This is a genomic window from Jejubacter calystegiae (genome assembly GCF_005671395.1).
Classification (GTDB): domain Bacteria; phylum Pseudomonadota; class Gammaproteobacteria; order Enterobacterales; family Enterobacteriaceae; genus Jejubacter; species Jejubacter calystegiae.
In genome coordinates, this window is record NZ_CP040428.1 from 4,842,440 (window position 1) to 4,863,660 (window position 21,221).

The following is a 21,221-nucleotide window of genomic DNA, read 5'->3' on the forward strand; positions in this document are numbered from 1 at the left end:
AAATATTCACTAATACCAGTGTTTTTTCAATCAATCCATCAATACCTTTGCCAACTCCGGAACTAATAAAGCCACCACTTTTATTACCAATCTGAGCGTCTGGTCGACCAAAAAAAATTACCGAACACAGTATAGCTGGGCCAGGCAGCGTTATCATCCCCCGGCCGATTATATCGCCAAAAGTTTTACCTGCCCCTGGAGCCCATTCTGAATAACAACATCGCCACTAACGATATTCATTTCCTACATACAACTCTCACATAGACACCTTCTTGATAGCCATAAGGCAGAGCTCTTATGGCTATAGGTATTAATGACAGCGAGCCTTATTTCTTACCGAAACAGCCCGCCAAACAGACCGCCGAAAATTGAACCCACCAGATTAACACCGACTTCAACTACCTGGCCAATACCAGTCCCCAGCGAAGCTCCTGCATCCGTAGCGCCTTCTACACCACAGTTTTCTACAATAGCACCAATACCACGGCCTAAAGCAGTACCTGCATCAGCGATAACGCCAGCACCAGAAACTTCATTCATTTCATGAATATTAAGATCTCTCATACATCCCATCTCCTGATATATAAATTCAAGATAATTCTCCTGTTGTGAGGCGTTCCCCACGCTTATTTTATAGCTACCTGAACGATAAAAATCAACGAACGATCCCTCTCGTATTATTATTAGTACAAATATGACAGTGCGCGCTTAAAAAATGCCAAAACAGACAGGTCATAATTTTATTTAAAAATAGCAAGTTACCAGTATGACGTCACAAAAACAGCAATAGTTACGTAAGTAACTATTGCTGTTAATGACATCCCAACGAATACTTATTTTATCTCATATCCAGCCATTGATTCGGATATTTGCAGAGCGATAATCTCCATCCCGGACGATAACAAGCTAATTGCCTACGGAATGATTCTCGCCAAAAATTTCGGCATATCTGAGAAAAATAGTGAGGGTTTCGACGCTGGATACTGACTGCTGGCTCCCCATCCGGACTGGAAACCCAGGTTGTAAGGAGGCGATGCCTGAACCTCCTTACCCATTCACCGGTGCCGGAACTGACAGGGAAAAGTAACCTTAAGGTGAACGGAACCTTCGTCAGCGCGGCATATTTCCCCTGAACAAATCACCGCCACGACAATATTCATAAGGCAGTTAATCGATTCTGAAAAAAGCTGCTGATGGTCCTTATTGTGGATAGTGATGGTGCCATTTGCCACCACCACTAAGACTGATACCAGAATGTTCGATTTTAAAATCCGCTTTGTTATGAATATCGCTAAAGCCTAACGCACCGGCATTAAGGCGATTCTTACCCTCCGTCACCATAGAGGAAATCACTGTGCCATCCACCTGGGTGTGGTTACCTACGGTGATATCAAAGCCACCGTCACCAGCAAACATCGCTATCTTAGATAGTTTTGAAAAATGCAATATGAAAGAGCCTTATTTAAATCACCTTTTCAATTAACCACGCCCTGAATAAAAATAGAATTCAATTTAATCAACATGGAATAACCGCAGGCATAACGGGAAACAGAGATAATAAAATAGGGAGAAAAGTTTTTTATAAGCAAGCTGGCTACAAATACGGAGAGATTTGATTTTCCCGCTTTATCTACATAATAAAAAAACCGGCATGATAGCCGGTTCTTTATACAAGAAAGCGACAATTACTCAGAATCAATGTCTTTAAGATCGTCCTGAATCGCCTGAGCGTTAGGATTCTCTTCCGGCTTCAGTTCACCGCCATTGGCAATAAAGTCGTGGCGCTGGAAATAAGCCTCACGCACCATAATGTAGGGATCGGACGACTGGCGCAGCAGGCCGTCGGAATCCAGCAACTGGGCGCGGCTTTCAATCCCTTCAATGGTCCACTTACCGATGGATAGCGGCCAGGTCAGCCAGGAGAGTACCGGATAGAGATCGTCCGCCATATCGCCGACGTCTTCACGCAGGGTAAAGCTGCCGTAGAACGGTAACTGCATATAGGGACCGTAGCCCACACCGTAATGGCCCATAGTGCTACCAAAGCGGTGCGGTTCGGTACGCTGCAGTTTCGGGTTCGCCGCCCCGGCCACGTCCATCAGGCCGCCCAGCCCCAGGGTACTGTTCAGGAAGAAGCGGGTGAAGTGCACCATTCCCTTGTAGATATCGCCACGCAGGAAGGAGTTCACCATAACGGCGGGCTCTTCCAGGTTACTGGTGAAGTTGCTCAGCCCGTTACGCGCCGGTTGCGGCACGTAATCCCGCCACGCCACGGCCACCGGCCGTACAACGTAGGGATCCAGCACGTTAAAGTTAAAGTTGTACATCGAGCGGTTGAATCCTTCGAAAGGATCCGAGCGCCCCTGCTGCTGCGGGTCTGAGGAACTGGCACAGCCCACCAAAAGTAAGGTGGCGATCGCCAGCCCGGTCAGGCGAACTTTCATAGCATCTCCCTGTATTATGTGACTGGCGCGTTCAAGGCTGCTGCCGCGACACTTCAACCGCCACCGGCCCCTGGGCTGGCAGCGCAATGGTCGCACTTTCCCCAAGCCAGTCGCCAGACTGCGGCTCGGGTCTGCCATTCTGAGAAATATGCACTTTCACAACGCCCCGATGCAGGCCGGACAATGGCCGGTTGGACATCATGGCGTCGGTATCATCTAACGTCAGCGACAGCGGGAAGTGGCTCAGCGGCAGTTTTTTGACTGCTACCGGCACATTCGATTCGCCATCGGTTACCGAAATAAACAGTATCCCGTTCTCGGGTAAGGTTTTTTTTGCTTCCGGTGTGAGCGTGATTGTAACAGCCAGTTTCACGTTGTCTACGCCGGACTCCACTTTCGCCTGAGCGACGCTCCGCTCAATAACGGCTCTGCGCTCATCGTTCGCAGGCAGAAGTCGCAGCATAATCTGCCATGCACCGATAGCTTCCTGGTACTGTTTCTGTTCGAAAGCGTTGAACGCCAGCAGGCTCAGCACCCGAATATTGGTGTGATCGGCGCGCAACATTTCACGCAACATAGCACCGCCCTGCTGGTTATCCTGCGGATCGGCGGAACGGGTCAATACTTCAGCATAGTCCAGCCTGACGCTGGTGTTATCCGGCGCCAGTTTCCATGCGCGCTCAAAGGCTTCGGTGGCGGTGCTGGCATTGTTGAGTACCATGCCGATACGTCCCAGCATCTGCCAGGCCTGAACGTTGGTGGGATCATCCTGCAGGCGGGTACGCAGCCCCAACCCCAGACGCGCCATCTCTTCCATATTTAGCGGCTGGGCGTTGGGATCCATCACCCGCTGCATCAGCGCCGGCGTCTGTTGGGTCACCGCCTGCCATTCACGCACTTTGGAAACGCCCGACGTTTTCAGAAATACGCCAATACTTACCGCCGCCAGCAGCAGCACCGCAGGCAGCAGTATCCAGCGGCTGGATGCCCGGGCATCCCGGGAGCCCGGTTCGTCGGGAATATCCTGTAGCAGGTTTTGTTGAAGCTCTTCGACCATCCGTGCGCGCTGCTCGGGTGAGACCGGCGCATTATCCTGTTCCAGCTCCTGCAGTCGGGCGTGATAAAAAGCGCGGTTCATTTCGTTGCGATCCGGGCTCTGCGCGCGTCCCCAGGGCACAAACAGCAGCAGAGATACGGCCATCAGCAGGACGATAATAGTGACAATCAGCAGCGTCATGGCGCCTTCCTTTCTTTTTCCAGCAACGCTTTCAGCCGCTGCTGCTCTTGCTCGTTCAGGGCACTCTCATCGCGCTTACCGCGACGGCGGCTGCGCATCACAATCACCACCGCGCCTCCCAGCACGCACAGCGCCGGGATCAGCCACAGTAAAATGGTCAGCGGCGTCAGCGGCGGCTCATAAGTGACGAAATGACCATAGCGCGCCACCATATAGTCGATGATCTGCTGTTTGTTCTGGCCCTGCTGTTGCAGCTCATACACCTTCTGGCGCATATCGGCGGCGATCATAGCGTTAGAGTCGGCAATGCTATTGTTCTGGCACTTGGGGCAACGTAGCTGTTCGGTCAGCTGGCGGAATTCCTGCTCCTGAGCCTCGTTTTTAAACTGGTAAGTATCGATGGCCGCCCAGGCACTGAGCGTCATCATCAGGGCCATCAGCCCGATTAACCAACGACTCATGCCCCCGCCTCCCGGCTGTATTTATCCCACAGTGGTTTCAACTGCTGCTGCCAGACGCGATCGTTAAGATCGCCGGCGTGGCGGTAACGGATGATCCCTTTGCCGTCGATCAGGAAGGTTTCCGGCGCGCCGTAGACCCCCAGATCCAGTCCCAGCATACCGTCGCCGTCGAACAGACTCAGAGCATAAGGGTTGCCCAGTTCGTTTAACCAGCGAACGGCCTTCTGGCGATCGTCCTTGTAGTTCATGCCCACCACGCGGATCCCCTGGGCCGACAGGCCATTCAGGAACTGATGTTCGGCGCGGCAGGTGGGGCACCAGGTGGCCCAGACGTTAAGCAGCAGCGGCTTGCCGTCGGTCAGCACCGATTGATCGTACATTTTACCCGGGCTTTCCAGCGACTCCAGGCGGAATACCGGCACCGGTTTGCCGATCAGCGCCGATTCCAGTCGGGTGGGATCGTCGCCATCGGCGTTGCGCACCAGTTGCCAGAGCAGCGCCGCTGCCAGAAGCAGAAACAGGAATAGCGGAATAAACAGCACCTTACGATTCATTGCGCGCCCCCTTTAGCGTTTTACGTAAACGGTAACGCGGGTCGAGCATACAGAGCACGCCCCCCAGCGCCATCAGGACGCCGCCGTACCAGATCCAGCGGACAAAGGGTTTGTAGTACAGACGTACCGCCCAACTGCCATCGTCCAGTTCTTCGCCCAGCGCAGCGTAGAGATCCCGGGTCAGACCACCATCGATAGCCGCTTCGGTCATCATCATCCGATTACTGTTATAGAAGCGCTTTTCGGCACGCAGCGTCGCTTCCGGCTTGCCGTTGCGGGTGACGTCGATAATTCCCACCCCGCCCCGGTAGTTAGGGCCGGTAATATCGTGTACATCGCGGAAGGTGAAGTGGTACTGGTGGATATTCACGCTATCGCCGGACTTCATCCGCACATCGCGTTCGATGCTGTAATTCTGGCTGAAGGCGATACCGACCACAGTGACCGCCACGCCGACGTGGCCCAGCACCATGCCCCAGTGGCTGCGCGACAGTTTCGTCAGCCCGCGCCACAGGCCGTGCCTGACGGTGGCACGCTCATGAACTTCCATCAGCGCCAGCACAAAGACCCAGATGGCCATCAGCAACCCGACTACCGTCATCGCTTCGATCCGGTCCTGGAACAGCCAGGGCAGCAGCAACGCAAGCAACGCGGTAACCACCAGCGCAATCAGCAACCGCCCGCGCAGCTTGTGGGGTTCATCGCGACGCCAGCGTACCAACGGCCCGATGCCCAGCATCAGGGCAAAAGGCGCCATCAGCACGCTGAACATGGTGTTAAAGAAGGGCTCGCCAATGGAGATACTGCCCAGTCCCAGCTGTTTGTGGACCAGCGGCAGCAGCGTGCCCAACAGCACCACCAGCATAGCCGCTACCAGCAGCACATTGTTGCCCAGCAGGAAAGATTCGCGCGACCACAGCTCATTGCTGACGCGGGCCCGTACCCGATTACCCTTCACGGCGTAGAGCAGCAGCGAACTGCCGATCACAATCACCAGCAGCGCCAGAATAAACATGCCGCGAGCCGGATCCGAGGCAAAGGAGTGCACCGACACCAGCACGCCGGAGCGCACCAGGAAGGTGCCGAGCAGGCAGAGCGAGAACGCGGTAATCGCCAGCAGCACAGTCCAGGCCTTAAAGCTGCCGCGCTTTTCGGTTACCGCCAGCGAGTGCATCAACGCCGTGCCCACCAACCAGGGCATAAAGGAGGCGTTTTCTACCGGATCCCAGAACCACCAGCCTCCCCAGCCCAGCTCGTAATAAGCCCAGGCGGAGCCCAGTACGATACCGATGGTCAGGAACACCCAGGCGGCCTGAGTCCAGGGGCGCGACCAGCGCGCCCAGGCGGTATCCAGCTTGCCCGCCATTAGCGAGGCGATGGCGAAGGCAAAGGCCACCGAGAAACCGACATAGCCCATATACAGCAGCGGTGGGTGGAAGATAAGCCCGATATCCTGCAACAGCGGGTTCAGATCGCGCCCTTCAATGGGAAAATCCGGCAGGGTGCGGGTGAAAGGGTCTGAGGTCAGCAGAATAAACAGCAGGAAGCCGACATTGATCATCCCCATCACTGCCAGGACCCGCGCTACGGAATCCAGCGGCATCCGGCGGCTGAACAGCGCCACCGCACAGGTCCAGGCGCTCATCAGCAGTACCCACAGCAGCAGCGATCCTTCGTGGGCCCCCCAGGTGGCCGCCACCCGATACCAGACCGGCAGCTCAGTATTGGAGTTGTTCACCACATACAGCACGGTGAAGTCATTGACCACAAAGGCGTACACCAGGATCAGAAACGCCCCGAGAATAGCCAGAAACAGCGCGCAGCTCAGCGGCCGCGCCAGCGCCATTAGCCGCACATCCTGACGCGATGCGCCCCACAGCGGCCAGATGCTCAGCACCAGCGCAATGCCCAGCGCCAGGCAGAGCAGGTAATTGCCTATTTCCGGCATCATCAGTGATTATCCTTATAAGCTTCCGCGGGGCGATGGTGGTTCTCTTTCATCGCCTCTTTCACTTCCGGCGGCGTATAGTTTTCATCATGCTTAGCCAGTACCTCTTTGGCGACAATATGATTGTTTTCGCCAAACTCACCCTGGGCTACCACGCCCTGCCCTTCACGGAACAGATCCGGCAGTATGCCTTCATAGGAGACATCCACCACGCCGCGGGCGTCGTAAAGCTTAAAGCTCACCTTCAGGCTCTCTTTATCGCGCTTCACGCTGCCGGGCATCACCATGCCGCCAACCCGCAGGCGCTGCCCCGGCTCCGGTTTCAGGTGGCTTTCCCCTTTGCCGTAGATAATTTCGCCGGGGGTATAGAAGAGATCGATATTGGAACGCAGCGCATAAAGCACCAGCGTGACAGTAAGCGCTAACCCCGCCAGCAGCGCCAGCGCCAGCCAGAGTCGGGTTTTTCGACGTGGATTCACTTATGCTTCCTCAGGCTTAATATTCTGTTGCGCCGCGCGAATACGCCGTTCGCGGGACTGTTGACGGCGGACCTCTTCCAGCAGCGCACGACGCAGCCACAGGGTATGAGCCACCAGGCCGAAAAGGGCGATAGCCGTTGCCGCGACCGCCAGCCAGACGTAGAAGGCGTAACCCCCCATCGCCCAGAAATTCTGCCAGCTATTAAAGGCCAGTTGCATCAGGCTTTCCTCCCTTTTTGCGCCAGCGCGGCCACCCACGGGCGGCGGCGTTCCTGAATCAGAATAAGGTTACGCAGGCGCATCAGCGTCAGCGTCACAAACAGCGTGAGGTACCCGAAAATGCACCAGCGTAGCGGTATCCGCATGGCCGGATCGATAGTCTGCTGCATATTGGTGGAACCCTGGTGCAGGGTATTCCACCAGACCACCGAGTAGTGGATGATCGGCAGGTTTACGACGCCCACCAGCACCAGAATACCAGCGGCGCGCCCCGCCAGGCGGCGGTCGTCAAACGCGTTGTACAGGGCGATAACCCCAACGTACAGAAACAGCAGCACCAGCTCCGAAGTCAGGCGGGCATCCCAGATCCACCAGGTGCCCCACATCGGCTTACCCCAGGCAGAGCCGGTGATCAGCGCAATCAGGGTATAGGTGGCGCCGACCGGCGCCATAGCGGCAACCGCCAGATCGGCCATCTTCATCTGCCAGATCAAACCAATAAAGGCGGCAATCGCCATTGAAGCGTAGATGCCCATCGACCACATGGCCGCCGGTACGTGCAGATACATGATGCGATAGCTCTGCCCCTGCTGATAGTCCGCTGGCGCAAAGGCAAAGCCCCAGATGCAGCCCACCACCAGTAGCAGCGCACTCAATAACCCCAGCCACGGGATAAAGCGCCCGCAGAGGCCATAGAGCCGCTCCGGAATCGCCAGCCGATGTAATGCTTTCCACATTGTTTTATCGCTCACAAAGCTCAGAAATTCTTTTGTTATTGCACGCTAACCCTGAGTGCCGCCGCCGTGGCAAAAGGACTCAGAGTGGCGCTCCCGGCCAGAAAGGCGCCTAAAATCGCCATATAGCCGTTTACCGGCAGATTCATCGCCGCCGCATCCAGCGCTGCCGTGGCAAAAATCAGTAGCGGAATAGTAAGTGGCAGCACCAGCAGACTCAACAGCACGCCGCCGCGCCGTAGCCCCACCGTTAGCCCAACGCCAATGGCGCCCAGAAAGCTCAGGGTCGGCGTGCCCAGCAACAGCGTCAGGGCCATTATCTGCCAGCTGTGAACATCCAGCCCCAGCAGCATCGCCACCAGCGGCGACAGTAACAGTAATGGCAGGCCAGTCACCACCCAGTGAGCACACACTTTGGCTAATACCACCGCCGGTAGTGGTAACGGCATCAGCATCAGCTGTTCCAGGCCGCCATCCTGCCAGTCGTCGCGAAACAGTCGCTCCATCGCCAGCAGCGAAGAGAGCAGCGCCGCCACCCAGATAACCCCGGGGGCGATACGCGCCAGCATCTGCGGCTCCGGCCCCAGTCCTAACGGAAACAGCGTTATCACGATCAGGAAAAACCACAGCGGATTAATGATCTCCGCCCCTTTGCGAAACGCCACCCGCAGCTCGCGCCGGAAGATCTGCCACATCATGCGCCTTCCTCCATCACACCGGGAGCAAGGGTAATACAGCGCAGCGGACAGGACATTGGCCGTAATGGCTGATGGGTGGTCAGCACCACCATTCCCCCGCGCGCGGCGTGAAATTCAAAACGTTGAGTCAGTTTTTCGACCCCGGAGACATCGAGCGCGGTAAAAGGCTCATCCAGAATCCACAGCGGCGCTTTACTTAACCACAGGCGCGCCAGCGCGACCCGCCGCTGCTGTCCGGCAGAAAGTTGGGCCGCAGGCACATCTTCATAGCCCACCAGCCCGACTGCCTCCAGCGCCTGCCAGCGTGCCTGCTGGTCGGAGTCCGCGTGGAAAAAGCGCAGATTTTCATCCGCCGTCATCACACTTTTCACCCCGGGCTGATGACCCAGCCACAGCAGTTCCCGATGGTAGCCTTCGCGGTCGCGACGCAGTGGCGTATCGCGCCAGCATACCTGCCCCGCTTCCATAGAGGCCAACCCGCACAGGATGCGCAACAGCGAGGTTTTTCCGGCGCCGTTGGGACCAGCAACCTGCACCACATCGCCCGCTCCAACGGTAAACGACAGCGCCTGAAACAGCACCCGTTCATCGCGGACGCAGGTCAGATTTTGCGCATCAAGCATCGGGGAAGGACTCCATCATCATTCAGGGCGCGGGAATCATACCATACACCGCTGGCCTGCTCTAAGCCCGGCCAGGCCTGATTGATACTCATAAAGGGGTAATGTTTTTAATCAGATCAAAAAGTGATCGGATAGTTTTGCCAGAGCGCGGCTACGCTTAATACCAGGATAACCAACGGAGGGAAAACCATCATGAACCCGTCTAATGACAACCAGCATGTCGAAAGCGAAGAGAAACAAAAAGGCGAACAGATTGAGCGCCGCGAACAGGCGCTGCCCTCACGCGCCATGGCCACCCATGAACAGATACGCCACGAGGGCGAAAAGGAGCTGGAGCGCGACGCCATGGCGCTGCTCTGGTCCGCCATCGCTGCCGGGATGTCGATGGGCGCATCGCTAATGGCAAAAGGTATTTTCCATGTCCATCTGGAAGGGGTACCCGGCGCCTTTATGATTGAGTGCCTTGGCTATACCTTCGGCTTTATTATCGTGATTATGGCGCGCCAGCAGTTGTTTACCGAAAATACGGTCACCGCCGTGCTGCCAGTGATGCATAAACCCGGCGCGGGTAATCTGCTGTTACTGTTGCGGCTGTGGGGCCTGGTGGTACTGGGCAACCTGGCAGGCACCGCGCTGGCAGCGCTGGCCATTAACTTTATGCCGGTGTTCGACGAACCGACCCGCGCCGCCTTCAGCGAAATCGGCGCGGCGGTGATGCATAACAGCCCGGGGGAGATGTTCGCCAAAGCCATTGTTTCCGGCTGGCTGATTGGCACCATGGTGTGGATGCTGCCCGCCGCCGGTTCCGCCAGGATTTGGGTCATTATTCTGATGACCTGGCTTATTGCTTTAGGCGACACCACCCATATCGTGGTCGGCAGCGTCGAGATCTTCTTCCTGGTCTTTAACGGCGAAGCCAGCTGGAGCGAGTTCCTGTGGCCCTTCGCCCTGCCGACGCTGGCGGGCAATATTATCGGCGGCACCTTTATCTTCGCGCTGATTAGCCACGCCCAGATTCGCAACGATATGGCGAATCAGAAAAAATCCCGCAGCGCGCAGGTGGAATAGCGGCTGGCGATACTTTAAGCAGTCAGGCGACCGGTAGCTTAACCTGACGGCAAAAACAGGTATACTGGTCGCCGCCGTCCCCTTAGTTAAATGGATATAACGAGCCCCTCCTAAGGGCTAGTTGCAGGTTCGATTCCTGCAGGGGACGCCACATTCAAGCGAACCACTACGAACCCACCCGAACGAATCCCAGCAATAAAGCCCCCCGAGCCAATACTTAAAACTGACTCAATACCTGCTATCAAACCTGTGTACACAAATCGCACGGTACCCAACTGATTGCGCATTAATCTTTGCGATATTGTGCCTGTGAGACGGCTATTTTATTTCAGACAACACCCATCCCACCGACAATAAATCCGCACTACCTCCCGGGCTTAAATTCCGTTTAACCAGCATATTATCCATCCTGATCAACTCATCATGATCCCAGCCGTTGGCCAGTAGTTTGAGTGCGTAGCCCTGTACGTAGCGCAGCCCTTCAATGCCGCCGCGCGACACCAGGTTGCTGTCCTGATTGATAGCCATCAGGCGTAACAACAGGTCGTGAAGGGAATTTCCTTTCCACTGCGTCAGTACATTACGTACCGTCGCAAAGCCACTTTCCGCCTCGCCGCGCGCACCGGTTAAACCGTACTGTTGAAACTGCCGCTCACCCGCCGTCGCCTTTCCGCTGTGTGCGGCCAGCTCTCGCGAAACCAGCCCGTTGCAGATGTTACTCACCTCATAACAGAGGCTTTCTGAGGAGACGTTTTTCACACGCCCGGCGGCGAAGCACAGTAAACCAAGAGCAAAAATACCGCCTTTGTGCGTGTTAATCCCGTTCGTCGCGGCATACATCGCCTGTTCGCAGGCCATTCCCATAAGGCGGAGAACCCGTAACTGTTCGTCTGCGGGTTTATCTGCATGCGCATGACCCAACTCAGCAAAGCGCGAAAACCACGGCGTAATCGCCGTAATGCTGCGGACAAACAGCGCGTGGTCCATATCGCGATGGGAGCCGTTATTGCGTTTGTCCACCAGCCCCGGTTTGGGTGTCAGTTCCAGCTCCTGCCACAGCGCCGCTGCGGCAAGCGCGGGGACATCAACCGGGCGCGGTTTAGTCGCGAGCAAACCAGTCATCGATCATCTTCTCCACGCGCGCCACCACCTGCTCCAGAGGATGATTGCGCGAACGGGAACAGGCGTGGGCAGGTTCATTGCAAATCAGGCAGCGTCTGAGGTGTGAGCCCAGCGACTGACGTCCAACCTGGCTGTTTTCAGGGCAAATCACATCCAGATCCCACAGCCTGCCAAGCGGATGCGTCTGCTCCAGTTCCGCACAGTGCGCTTTGATTTCCGCCGCCGGATGTGCCACGCACCACAGCGCTTCGGGCCCGGTCGGGAGCCACAGCACCTGGCGATCCAGCACCTGCCAGCGGTTTTTCCACAGCAGTTGATCGCACATCTGTAACGCCACGCCCATAGTATTGCGATAGCGCAGGCTGTCTTTGATTTTTCCGGGCGTCACCAGCGTGAGGGAGATCACCGGTTGTTGATAGTGCGTAAGCCAGTCAGCCTGGCGGGCTGCGCGGCGCTCTTTCGCCGCCAGCAGCGCGTCCAGGCTGACACCTGCCCGCACGGGTGTCGCAATGGTCATATTGACTCCTTTACCTGTCGAACAGTGTCGATCACGCTGCCGTCGCGGTAGCGAATCACCCCGACAATTTTGTCGGTGAACTCAATCGGTTTCGGTACGCCAGTCAACGAAATCGCCCGCTCAAAGAGCGCATTGATATCCACAATCTTCAGCCCTGCTTCCATGAGTCGTTCGCAGATCTCCGGACGCGCCGGGTTAACCGCAATGCCATGATCGGTGACCAGCACGTCGATGCTTTCACCCGGCGTGAGACGCGTGGTAACGCGCTTCACCACCGTCGGAATGCGGTTGCGCAGCAGCGGCGCAACAACAATGGTCAGGTTCGCTGCGGCGGCCACGTCGCAGTGTCCGCCGGACGCGCCGCGCATCACACCGTCGGAGCCGGTGATGACGTTAACGTTGAATTCGACGTCTATCTCCAACGCGCTGAGGATCACCACGTCGAGCTGGTCGCAGCTTGCCGCCTTACTGCCGGGATTGGCGTAGGCATTGGTAGAGATCTCCACGTGGTTCGGGTTACGCGCCAGCGAGGCCGCCGCCTGGCCGTCAAAGCACTGGGTATCGAGCAGCTTTTCGATCAGCCCCTTCTCGTGCAGATCCACCAGGCTGCCGGTGATGCCACCCAGCGCAAAGCGTGCCTTCACGCCGCTGCGCTCCATCTTCTCTTCCATAAAGCGGGTGCAGGCGGTGGCCGCCGCGCCGGAGCCGGTTTGCATCGAGAAGCCCGGTTTGAAGTAGCCGGAGTGCTCGATCACATCCGCCGCATAGCGGGCAATCATCAGCTCGCGCGGATTGCTGGTGACGCGCGCCGCCCCAACGCTGATTTTCGCCGGGTCGCCCACGCTCTCCACCTGCACGATGTAGTCCACCTGATCCTGCGCCAGGCTGGCGGGCATATTGGGGAACAGCACCAGCTCTTCCGTCAGCAACACCACCTTGCGGGCAAAATGGGCGTCCACCATCGCATAGCCCAGCGAGCCACAGCACGATTTCCCGTGCGTGCCGTTAGCGTTACCAAACTCATCGCTGCACGGCACGCCCAGAAACGCCACGTCAATGTTCAGCTCACCGTCCTGCAGCAGCTTCACGCGCCCGCCGTGAGAGTGAATTTGCACCGGCTCGTCCATCAGCCCGTGGGAAATGGCATCCGCCAGCTTGCCGCGCATACCGGAGGTGTAAATCCGGGCGATCACCCCACTTTCAATATGCTCGATCAGCGCGTCGTTACAGGTCATTAGCGAGCTGGAGGCCAGGGTCAGGTTTTTGAAGCCCATCCGCGCCAGCAGCGCCACGACGGTGTTGATCACCCGGTCGCCTTCACGGAACGCATGGTGGAAGGAGATGGTCATCCCGTCCTGCAGGCCGCAGCGCTTCACCGCCTCTTCAATGGAAGCGCAGAGTTTGCGGCTGTGTTTCGCGTCGCTGTCCGCCAGCCACGGCGTCGCGCTGTAGGCGGTACCAAAGGGTTTTAACTCCCGTAGATGGGGAAAATTCACATGGAGAAGTTCTGTCTGATTCATTGTGTCATCCTTACCGACGCACGCCGGAGGCCGCCGCGCGTTCGAGCACCACCTGCGCGTGGTTAATAATGGGAGCGTCTACCATCTTGCCGTTGAGCGACACCACGCCGAGGCCGTTACGCGCGCCCTCTTCTGCCGCTTCAATCACCCGCAGGGCGTGATCCACCTCTTCCCGGGTTGGCGCGTAGGCGTTATGCAGCAAGTCAATCTGGCGCGGGTTGATCAGCGATTTGCCGTTAAAGCCCATCTTGCGAATCAGGTCGACCTCGCGCAGGAACCCGGCTTCATCATTAACGTCTGACCACACCACGTCGAAGGCGTCGATGCCAGCAGCGCGGGCGGCGTGCAGCACGGCGCAGCGGGCGTAGAACAGCTCGGTGCCATCGCCGCGTTCGGTTTGCATGTCCATCACATAGTCAAAGGCCGCCAGTGCGATACCGATTAAGCGCGGAGAGCTGCGGGCAATCGCTACGGCGTTAATGACGCCAATAGCCGACTCAATCGCCGCCATCACGCGGGTGGAGCCGACCTCGCGCCCGTATTCGCGCTCAATGCGCGCCAGGTGGCCTTCCAGCTCATAGATGTCATCCGGCGTATCGGTTTTCGGCAGGCGAATCACATCCACGCCGGCGCGCACGGCGGCTTCCAGATCCAGCAAACCAAACGGCGTGCTCAGTGGGTTAATGCGCACTACGGTTTCGATGTCCTGATACATCGGGTGCTGCAGCGCATGGAACACCAGCATCCGCGCGGTATCCTTCTCGCGCAGGGCAACGGCGTCCTCAAGGTCAAACATGATGGAGTCTGGACGGTAGATAAAAGCGGTTGAAAGCATGGCGGCGTTGGCGCCCGGCAGGAACAGCATACTGCGGCGGAGTTTGCTCATTTCAGCGTCCCCCAGTTGATGGCCTGTTCATCGGCGGCACGCAGAAGCGCGCTTTGCAGGCGGGCGCGGATCACACAGTCCAGCGCCCCTTTGTCTTCAATAATGATGAGTCCCTGGCGCACGTTCATGGCGCGAAATGTGTCGTTGACCACCTGGCGAATTTGCTCGCCGAACTGCTTAATCACTTCACTGTGGATGACTATCTCCAGCTCGCCGTGAGCGGGCGCGATTTTCACCATCAGGTCGCTGGACTCCTGCGTTCCGGCCAGCGCCTCCCTTACAATTTTCATGATAAATTCCTGGTAGCTAAGCGACTTCCGCACTTGCACGGTAATGTGTTTCGAGGTGCGCGAAGGTGGAATCCGGGACAATCTCCCGGATCCGGGAAAACTGCTGAGTCTTGAGTAAGCGGCGCACTTCCGACGCCGAAATGGCGTTACCGGTGACCTTGATGCGCGGCATTTCCACCACCTCAATCCGCGAGGCCAGCAACGCATGCAGCGTCTGGTTGTACTGGCGGGTGATATCGCAGAACGGCTCGGAGCCGATAAAGCGGTGGGTAATGCCCAGCGCCGGCGCGATAAAGTCCCGGAAGATCAGCACGTCGATTTCGCTCCACGCCAGCTGCACTTTTCCGGTCTCTTTCAGGAAGTAGGCCGGGAAGGTAGCGCGGGAGATAATGTACTGCGAACCTTCATGCACGGTCACATTTGGCAGATGCGCTACGCCCGCGCGTACCATTCCGAGGCGCGCGCTGAACGGGAAGAACGAGGCATCTTCACGCACCACAAACAGATGCAACGCATCGCACTGCATCGCCGCCTGCTCCGCCAGATGGCGGTGGCCGAGGGTAAACGGGTTGGCGTTCATCACTATCGCGCCAATCTTCTCCCCGCACTTGCGCATCCTGCTCAGGGAACGGCAGTAGCGCTCGATCCCCTGTGGGGTGTTCTCCATCAGCACGGCGTTGTTGCCGCTCCGGACAATCGGCCAGAAGCCGCTGCGGGCAAAGCGCTCCTTATTGCACGGGCGCGTGCAGAGGAAGAGGTGAAAATGACCGCGCTCCAGCGCCGCATTCTGCACCTCCGCCAGCAAGCGCGCGCTGAGGTTCTCGCCGCGAAGCTGCTCGTTCACGGCCACACATTTGATGACGTTGACGGCAAGTCCGGCGCAACCCACCAGCTGCGTGCCGGACCAGGCTTCGACAAACAGCGTGATGTCGTTGTCCAGGCCAAGGCCGCTGTCTGCCAGCAGGTAACGGATCTGGCTTAAGCGTTCCGGGTGTTTCGCCACCAGCGTGTGGCGAAAATCGATGGGCTGCGATTGCATGTTGCCGCCTTACTCAGTGTGCAGCCGCAAGCCCGGTGGCTGGCGCTTCCACAATCACGTTGCTCAGATGACCAATATGCTCGATCTCCACCTCAATACGATCGCCCTCTTTCATAAACAGCGGCGGATTACGCTTTTTACCCACCCCGCCAGGGGAGCCGGTGATGATCACATCGCCCGGGCTGAGGCAGGTAAAGGTGCTGATGTACTCGATCAGCTCTGCAACCTTGTGGATCATGCTGCTGGTGTTGTCTTCCTGCACCATGCGGCCGTTCAGCCAGGTGCGGATCGCAAGCTGATGCGGGTCCGGGATCTCATCGGCCGTTGCCATCCACGGACCAAACGCGCCGGTCTGGCGCCAGTTTTTACCGGCAGTAAACCAGGTGTGCTGCCAGTCGCGGGCGGAGCCGTCCATGTAGCAGCTGTAGCCCGCCACGTGGCGCAGCGCCTCGTCTCGACTGATGTTCTCCCCGCCTTTGCCGATGATCACCGCCAGCTCGCCTTCGTAGTCGAATTCGCTGGAGTGGCGCGGCTTCAGCACCGGTTCGTTGTGGCCAGTTTGAGAATCCGGGAAGCGAACGAACAGCGTCGGCGCCGGATTGTGCTGGTCAAACTCCTTGCGCTTGTCGGCGTAATTCATGCCCACGCAGAGGATTTTTTCCGGCTGTTCAATCACCGGTAAGAAAGTGATGGCGCTCATCAGCACGTCCACGGCATCGTTCAGGTAGCGGGTAGCCTGAGCTAACCCGTCGCCCTGCAGCAGCGCTTTAAGGTCGCTGTAGCGGTCGCCGAGGCGGCGACCTAAATCAATCACACCTTCGGCCTGCACGATGCCGTAGCTGCGTTTTCCCTGGTATAAAAAGCTTGCGAGTTTCATTGTTCTTTCCTGAAAACTTAAACGAGGAAGTTGCCCAGAATCAGCAGTGAGATAGAGACGTTAATCGCGCCGCCGATACGGGTAGCAATCTGGGCGAATGGCATCAGGCTCATACGGTTGCCTGCGGTCAGGATCGCCACGTCACCGGTACCGCCCTGGCCGCTCTGGCAGCAGGAGACGATGGCGACATCAATCGGGTGCATACCAATCTTTTTGCCGACGAAGAAGCCGGTCGCCACCAGCGAAGAGACGGTACTGATAATCACCAGCAGGTTAGTCAGCGTGAAGGCCGCTACCAGTTCATGCCATGGGGTGATCGCCACACCAACAGCGAAGAGGATGGGGTAAGTCACCGAGGTCTGAAAGAATTTGTACACCACCTGGGAGCCTTCCAGCAGACGCGGAGAGGCGCCGTTGCAGAGCTTCACCAGCACCGCCATAAACAGCATGCCAACCGGCGCAGGCAGGCCAATCAGCTTGTGGCCGAGCATGCCCAGCATGTAGAGCAGCACCGCCAGCAGCGCACCGGAGGCGATGGTGGTGACATCCGCTTTCCCGGAGAACGCAGGCTGAGAAACGGTGGCATCAGCATTCGCGCGGTTCGGCATCAGCTGACCTTCACCGGTCAGGTGTGGATAACGCTTACCAAGCTGATTCAGACAGCCGGAGATGATGATTGCGGTCAGACCGCCGAGCATGACCATCGGCAGGACACGCCCGAGCGCCACCCCCTGATCCATATGCAGCAAGGTGGCATAACCGATGGAGAGCGGGATCGCCCCTTCGCCCACGCCGCCTGCCATGATTGGCAGAATGATAAAGAAGAAGATCTGGAACGGCTCAAGACCCAGCGCCAGGCCAACGCCCATCCCCACTAGCATGCCGACGATCTCACCGCACAGCATCGGGAAGAAGATGCGCAGGAAACCCTGAATCAGCACGGTGCGGTTCATGCTCATGATGCTGCCGACAATAATGCAGCAGATGTAGAGATAAAGAATGTTGGTGGATTTGTAGAACCTGGTGGTGGATTCCACCACCACATCCGGCAACAGGCCGTAATAGACCAGCGCAGAGGGAATAAAGGTGGCGCAAATCGCCGCCGCGCCGAGCTTGCCGACAATGGGCAGACGTTTGCCAAACTCACCACAGGCAAAGCCGAAGAACGCCAGCGTCGCCACCATCACCACGATATCGCTTGGCAGTTTTCCGCCCAGACAATCAATGGCAATCAGCGCGCCCGCCAGGACAAACAGCGGCAGAGGAATAATCCCGATTTTCCAGGTATCCATAATATGCCACCAGCGCTCTTTGAGCGATGGTCGCTGAATATCAATCGGGTCGTGGGTAACAGAGAAAGAATCGTCAGTTGTGCTCATAATAAGCCCCCTGGTTATTTTGTGCGTTCAGCTTAGAGCCACAAAGGCTTACTTTATGTGAGGAATGGCATGTTAAAAGTGAAGTTTTAATGGCAACTATGGTTTTAATGGTTTCTTTTATTTAATGTGACTTGCCCCTTATTTATTGGCGTGGTTTTTATGGTTTCTTTTCTAAATTGAACAAACAAATAACATTTGCTCGTGAGCTATTAAGCGCGAAAGCCTTTCAGATAAATCTTTTACAGACCTTGCTGTGCAAGGGATCACAAGTTTTCGGCAAAGCGGGCATCCACGTAAAAAAAAGATGATATATTGGCGATCTTCGTTGATACCACGCGTGATAGTTATGAAAGTATCGTTTCAGATTAAGCTGTTTGTTTCGCTGGTTGTCTTTTTCTCAGTGCTTTTTACGCTACTGGGCGGATATTATTATATCGACGTTGGCCGACAGCTTTATCAGGAAATGAGTGCGCGCGCAAAAATACAGGCAGAAGAAATAGCCCTTATTCCATCATTGCGAAAAGAAGTCGAACAAAAAGATATCAACGCCATTCACGATTTTATGCAGAAAATAGCAACCCACAGTGACGCCAGTTTTATTGTGATTGGCGATAACAAGGGGCTGCATTTGTTTCATTCCGTTTTTGCTGACAGAGTGGGTCATACGCTGGTCGGGGGGGACAACGAAGAGGTGCTGCACGGTAAAAGCACCACCACCATCCGCAAGGGAGGATTGGGCATTTCGCTGCGCAGCAAAGCGCCCATTTTTAACGATGCAGGTCAGGTGGTGGGGATTGTCTCGGTGGGTTATCTCACCAGCTATCTTGATACCATCACCGTCAGTAAAGTGGTTAACATCCTGATTGCCGCTGTGCTATTGCTGCTTGCCCTCTTTATCTTCTCCTGGTTCTTTACCCGCAGTATCAAAAAGCAGATTTTCTCCCTGGAGCCGCGAGAAATTGGCCTGCTGGTGCGCCAGCAGAAGGCGATGATGGAGTCCATTTATGAAGGGGTGATCGCCATTGACGATGAACGACGAATTGAAGTGATTAACCAGGCGGCACGCAAACTGCTGGGCCTGAGCCGGCCGGCCCGTGAACTGCGCGGGCAGCTGATAAGCGAGGTGATCGATCCTGTCCCGTTCTTCAAAACACAAACGATGCTCGCAAAAGATACCCATGACGAGATTTGCCGCTTTAACGATCTCACGGTGATCGCCAGCCGGGTGCGCATCATGCTTGAGGACTCTCTACAGGGCTGGGTGATCACCTTCCGCGATCGCAACGAGATCGACTCGCTCAGCGCCCAGCTCAGCCAGGTCAAACGCTATGTCGATAACCTGCGCATCATGCGTCACGAGCAGCTAAACCGGATGACCACCCTGTCCGGTCTGCTGCATATGGGCCGCTATGAGGAGGCGATTGGCTACATTCAGGCGCAGTCGGAGCACGCCCAGGAACTGCTGGACTTTATCTCTTCGCGCTTTAGTTCCCCGACCCTGTGCGGCCTGCTGCTGGGGAAAGCCGCGCGGGCACGGGAGAAAGGCGTCGAGCTGAATTTCGACCCAGCCTGTCGACTGGACAGACCGTTCCTGGCTCTGCCTGAAGAGGAGCTGATTTCAATCATTGGTAACCTACTGGATAACGCCATTGAAGCGACGCAGCGTTCACCGCTTCCTCATGCTCCCGTGGAAGTGTTGATAAAACTGAGCGAACAGGAACTCATCATCGAAGTGGCCGATCAGGGTGTTGGCATTAAACCGGAGAGCCGTGACAGGATATTTGAGCGCGGCATCACCACCAAAACGCGCGGCGATCACGGCATTGGCCTGTATCTGATCGAAAGTTATGTTACACAGGCTGGTGGTGCAATCGAGGTTGCCGATAACACGCCGCGGGGAGCTATTTTCTCACTGTTTATCCCCGCCACGGGAACCGCCCGGCATCCTGCACAGGAACTGGAAAATACCGATTATGCAACATGAACTTATCGACGTACTGATTGTTGAAGACGAGAACGAACTGGCGCAACTGCATGCGGAGTTGATCGGCAAACATCCGCGCCTGAGGCTGGTGGGGATTGCCTCGTCGCTGGCACAAGCGCAGGTTGAGCTTGGAAACAAACAGCCGCAGCTGATGCTACTGGATAACTACCTGCCAGACGGTAAAGGCATCACCCTTATCAGCAACCCGATGCTCGCTCGCGCCAACTGCTCGGTGATTTTTATCACCGCCGCCAGCGATATGGACACCTGCAGTCAGGCCATCCGTAACGGGGCGTTTGATTACATCCTGAAGCCGGTTTCCTGGAAGCGGCTCAGCCAGTCGCTGGAACGCTTTGTGCAGTTTGTCGAGCAGCAACGGGTGTGGAAGATTGTCGATCAGCAGAACGTGGATTCGTTGTACCAACTACAGGCTAAAAAATACCGTCTGGACAATGGAATCAAAGGCATTGATGAGAATACGCTGGCGCGGATACAGGCGCTGTTTAATCACAAAGTGACGTACTACTTTTCTGTGGATGAGGTAGTGAGCGAAACTGGCTTAAGTAAAACCACAACCAGGCGCTATCTGGAGCACTGCGTGGAAACAGGTTTTCTGAGTGTAGAGATGCTATACGGAAAGATTGGGCACCCGCGCAGGATGTACAAACGGGCAAAGACGGACTCTTAACGCCTTTAATCAAACTGGGCGCCAGCCGTAAAAACGGCTTCAGCAAAAAGACGATTAAAGCCCCGACTGGCAGCTTTGAACTGGCGACCCCGCGCGATCGTAATGGCACTTTTGAGCCTCAGTGAGTGAAAAAGCATCAGACCACGCTCTCCGATGAGTTACCCACCAGGATATCAGCCAGGAAATTGAATATTTATATGCCTTCAGCGTTTCCACCGCCACCATCAGCGCGGTTACGGATAAAATGCTCCCCGAATTAAAACAGTGGCAGCAGCGAGTTCATTTCACCATAGGTGAGTCCGTACCAGCTGGCGAGATAAGCGATTATATGATCATTTAATCACGACAGGGAGGGCCACCAGAGACCATTAACCGCAAACTTGTTACAGCCGCAATAACCACAAATGAAATTAGATGCGCTAACACAATGATTAAGTAGTCTATTTTTTCGGCA

At 56.4% G+C, this 21,221-nt stretch carries 22 protein-coding genes, 1 tRNA gene and 2 pseudogenes; 5 read left to right on the forward strand and 20 right to left on the reverse strand.

The window, feature by feature from the left end; all coding sequences use genetic code 11:
* Positions 1 to 333: 333 nt before the first annotated feature.
* From FEM41_RS22650 to ccmA, 12 genes and pseudogenes are all read right to left on the reverse strand, one after another.
* Positions 334 to 564, reverse strand: a complete 231-nt coding sequence (locus FEM41_RS22650) for a hypothetical protein (protein ID WP_138098703.1) — start codon at positions 562 to 564, stop codon at positions 334 to 336.
* A gap of 657 nt (positions 565 to 1,221) precedes the next feature.
* A pseudogene (locus FEM41_RS22655) lies at positions 1,222 to 1,419 on the reverse strand (hemagglutinin repeat-containing protein); the annotation flags it as partial.
* 266 nt (positions 1,420 to 1,685) lie between these two features.
* Positions 1,686 to 2,444, reverse strand: coding sequence for a phospholipid-binding lipoprotein MlaA (mlaA, locus tag FEM41_RS22660; RefSeq protein WP_138098705.1), 759 nt, complete (start codon positions 2,442 to 2,444; stop codon positions 1,686 to 1,688).
* 31 nt (positions 2,445 to 2,475) lie between these two features.
* Positions 2,476 to 3,681 (reverse strand): c-type cytochrome biogenesis protein CcmI, encoded by a 1,206-nt coding sequence (gene ccmI / locus FEM41_RS22665; protein ID WP_138098707.1) that lies wholly within the window; start codon positions 3,679 to 3,681, stop codon positions 2,476 to 2,478.
* Positions 3,678 to 4,142, reverse strand: coding sequence for a cytochrome c-type biogenesis protein (locus tag FEM41_RS22670; RefSeq protein WP_138098709.1), 465 nt, complete (start codon positions 4,140 to 4,142; stop codon positions 3,678 to 3,680). Before FEM41_RS22670 ends, ccmI begins: the two co-directional genes overlap by 4 nt.
* Positions 4,139 to 4,696 (reverse strand): thiol:disulfide interchange protein DsbE, encoded by a 558-nt coding sequence (gene dsbE / locus FEM41_RS22675; RefSeq protein ID WP_138098711.1) that lies wholly within the window; start codon positions 4,694 to 4,696, stop codon positions 4,139 to 4,141. Before dsbE ends, FEM41_RS22670 begins: the two co-directional genes overlap by 4 nt.
* Positions 4,686 to 6,647: a heme lyase CcmF/NrfE family subunit gene (locus FEM41_RS22680; protein WP_138098713.1), complete on the reverse strand. Its 1,962-nt coding sequence runs from the start codon at positions 6,645 to 6,647 to the stop codon at positions 4,686 to 4,688. The genes dsbE and FEM41_RS22680 overlap by 11 nt, the downstream gene beginning before the upstream one ends.
* Positions 6,647 to 7,123 (reverse strand): cytochrome c maturation protein CcmE, encoded by a 477-nt coding sequence (ccmE, locus tag FEM41_RS22685; RefSeq protein WP_138098715.1) that lies wholly within the window; start codon positions 7,121 to 7,123, stop codon positions 6,647 to 6,649. Before ccmE ends, FEM41_RS22680 begins: the two co-directional genes overlap by 1 nt.
* Positions 7,124 to 7,342: a heme exporter protein CcmD gene (ccmD, locus tag FEM41_RS22690; RefSeq protein ID WP_138098717.1), complete on the reverse strand. Its 219-nt coding sequence runs from the start codon at positions 7,340 to 7,342 to the stop codon at positions 7,124 to 7,126.
* Positions 7,342 to 8,079 (reverse strand): heme ABC transporter permease, encoded by a 738-nt coding sequence (locus tag FEM41_RS22695; protein ID WP_138098719.1) that lies wholly within the window; start codon positions 8,077 to 8,079, stop codon positions 7,342 to 7,344. The genes ccmD and FEM41_RS22695 overlap by 1 nt, the downstream gene beginning before the upstream one ends.
* Before the next feature lie 35 nt (positions 8,080 to 8,114).
* Positions 8,115 to 8,774 carry a heme exporter protein CcmB gene (gene ccmB / locus FEM41_RS22700; protein WP_138098721.1) on the reverse strand — a complete coding sequence of 220 codons (660 nt, stop codon included), beginning with the start codon at positions 8,772 to 8,774 and terminating at the stop codon, positions 8,115 to 8,117.
* Entirely contained in the window at positions 8,771 to 9,397 is a 627-nt protein-coding gene (gene ccmA, locus FEM41_RS22705; protein ID WP_138098723.1) for a cytochrome c biogenesis heme-transporting ATPase CcmA, read from the reverse strand. The genes ccmB and ccmA overlap by 4 nt, the downstream gene beginning before the upstream one ends.
* A 192-nt stretch (positions 9,398 to 9,589) precedes the next feature.
* Between ccmA and FEM41_RS22710 the strand changes: the two genes are divergently transcribed.
* On the forward strand, positions 9,590 to 10,465 hold the full coding sequence (locus FEM41_RS22710; protein ID WP_138098725.1) for a formate/nitrite transporter family protein: 876 nt from the start codon (positions 9,590 to 9,592) through the stop codon (positions 10,463 to 10,465).
* A gap of 76 nt (positions 10,466 to 10,541) precedes the next feature.
* Positions 10,542 to 10,616, forward strand: a tRNA-Arg gene (locus FEM41_RS22715).
* Between the two features lie 167 nt (positions 10,617 to 10,783).
* On the opposite strand, the gene citG is transcribed toward FEM41_RS22715, so the two are convergent.
* The 8 genes from citG to FEM41_RS22755 are packed head-to-tail and all read right to left on the reverse strand — an operon-like array spanning position 10,784 to position 18,095.
* The gene (gene citG, locus FEM41_RS22720) at positions 10,784 to 11,587 is read right to left on the reverse strand and encodes a triphosphoribosyl-dephospho-CoA synthase CitG (RefSeq protein ID WP_138098727.1); all 804 of its coding nucleotides are present in this window, start codon (positions 11,585 to 11,587) and stop codon (positions 10,784 to 10,786) included.
* On the reverse strand, positions 11,565 to 12,104 hold the full coding sequence (gene citX, locus FEM41_RS22725; protein WP_138098729.1) for a citrate lyase holo-[acyl-carrier protein] synthase: 540 nt from the start codon (positions 12,102 to 12,104) through the stop codon (positions 11,565 to 11,567). The genes citG and citX overlap by 23 nt, the downstream gene beginning before the upstream one ends.
* Complete coding sequence (gene citF / locus FEM41_RS22730) at positions 12,101 to 13,624, reverse strand: citrate lyase subunit alpha (RefSeq protein ID WP_138098731.1); 1,524 nt, start codon at positions 13,622 to 13,624, stop codon at positions 12,101 to 12,103. Before citF ends, citX begins: the two co-directional genes overlap by 4 nt.
* Before the next feature lie 10 nt (positions 13,625 to 13,634).
* Entirely contained in the window at positions 13,635 to 14,510 is an 876-nt protein-coding gene (gene citE / locus FEM41_RS22735) for a citrate (pro-3S)-lyase subunit beta (RefSeq protein WP_138098733.1), read from the reverse strand.
* Positions 14,507 to 14,800, reverse strand: coding sequence for a citrate lyase acyl carrier protein (gene citD / locus FEM41_RS22740; RefSeq protein WP_138098735.1), 294 nt, complete (start codon positions 14,798 to 14,800; stop codon positions 14,507 to 14,509). The genes citE and citD overlap by 4 nt, the downstream gene beginning before the upstream one ends.
* A gap of 16 nt (positions 14,801 to 14,816) precedes the next feature.
* Positions 14,817 to 15,839 carry a [citrate (pro-3S)-lyase] ligase gene (gene citC, locus FEM41_RS22745; RefSeq protein WP_138098737.1) on the reverse strand — a complete coding sequence of 341 codons (1,023 nt, stop codon included), beginning with the start codon at positions 15,837 to 15,839 and terminating at the stop codon, positions 14,817 to 14,819.
* A 13-nt stretch (positions 15,840 to 15,852) separates the two neighbouring features.
* On the reverse strand, positions 15,853 to 16,716 hold the full coding sequence (locus FEM41_RS22750; protein ID WP_138098739.1) for a fumarylacetoacetate hydrolase family protein: 864 nt from the start codon (positions 16,714 to 16,716) through the stop codon (positions 15,853 to 15,855).
* A gap of 17 nt (positions 16,717 to 16,733) precedes the next feature.
* A complete protein-coding gene (locus FEM41_RS22755) occupies positions 16,734 to 18,095 on the reverse strand; it encodes a 2-hydroxycarboxylate transporter family protein (RefSeq protein ID WP_047361325.1) in 1,362 nt (453 codons plus the stop codon).
* 346 nt (positions 18,096 to 18,441) lie between these two features.
* Between FEM41_RS22755 and FEM41_RS22760 the strand changes: the two genes are divergently transcribed.
* From FEM41_RS22760 to FEM41_RS22770, 3 genes and pseudogenes are all read left to right on the forward strand, one after another.
* Positions 18,442 to 20,079 (forward strand): ATP-binding protein, encoded by a 1,638-nt coding sequence (locus FEM41_RS22760; protein WP_168198850.1) that lies wholly within the window; start codon positions 18,442 to 18,444, stop codon positions 20,077 to 20,079.
* Positions 20,069 to 20,767 (forward strand): response regulator, encoded by a 699-nt coding sequence (locus FEM41_RS22765; RefSeq protein ID WP_138098741.1) that lies wholly within the window; start codon positions 20,069 to 20,071, stop codon positions 20,765 to 20,767. The genes FEM41_RS22760 and FEM41_RS22765 overlap by 11 nt, the downstream gene beginning before the upstream one ends.
* Positions 20,710 to 21,044 (forward strand): annotated as a pseudogene (locus FEM41_RS22770) (transposase); the annotation flags it as partial. The gene FEM41_RS22765 and the pseudogene FEM41_RS22770, both read left to right, overlap by 58 nt.
* Positions 21,045 to 21,221 lie beyond the last annotated feature (177 nt).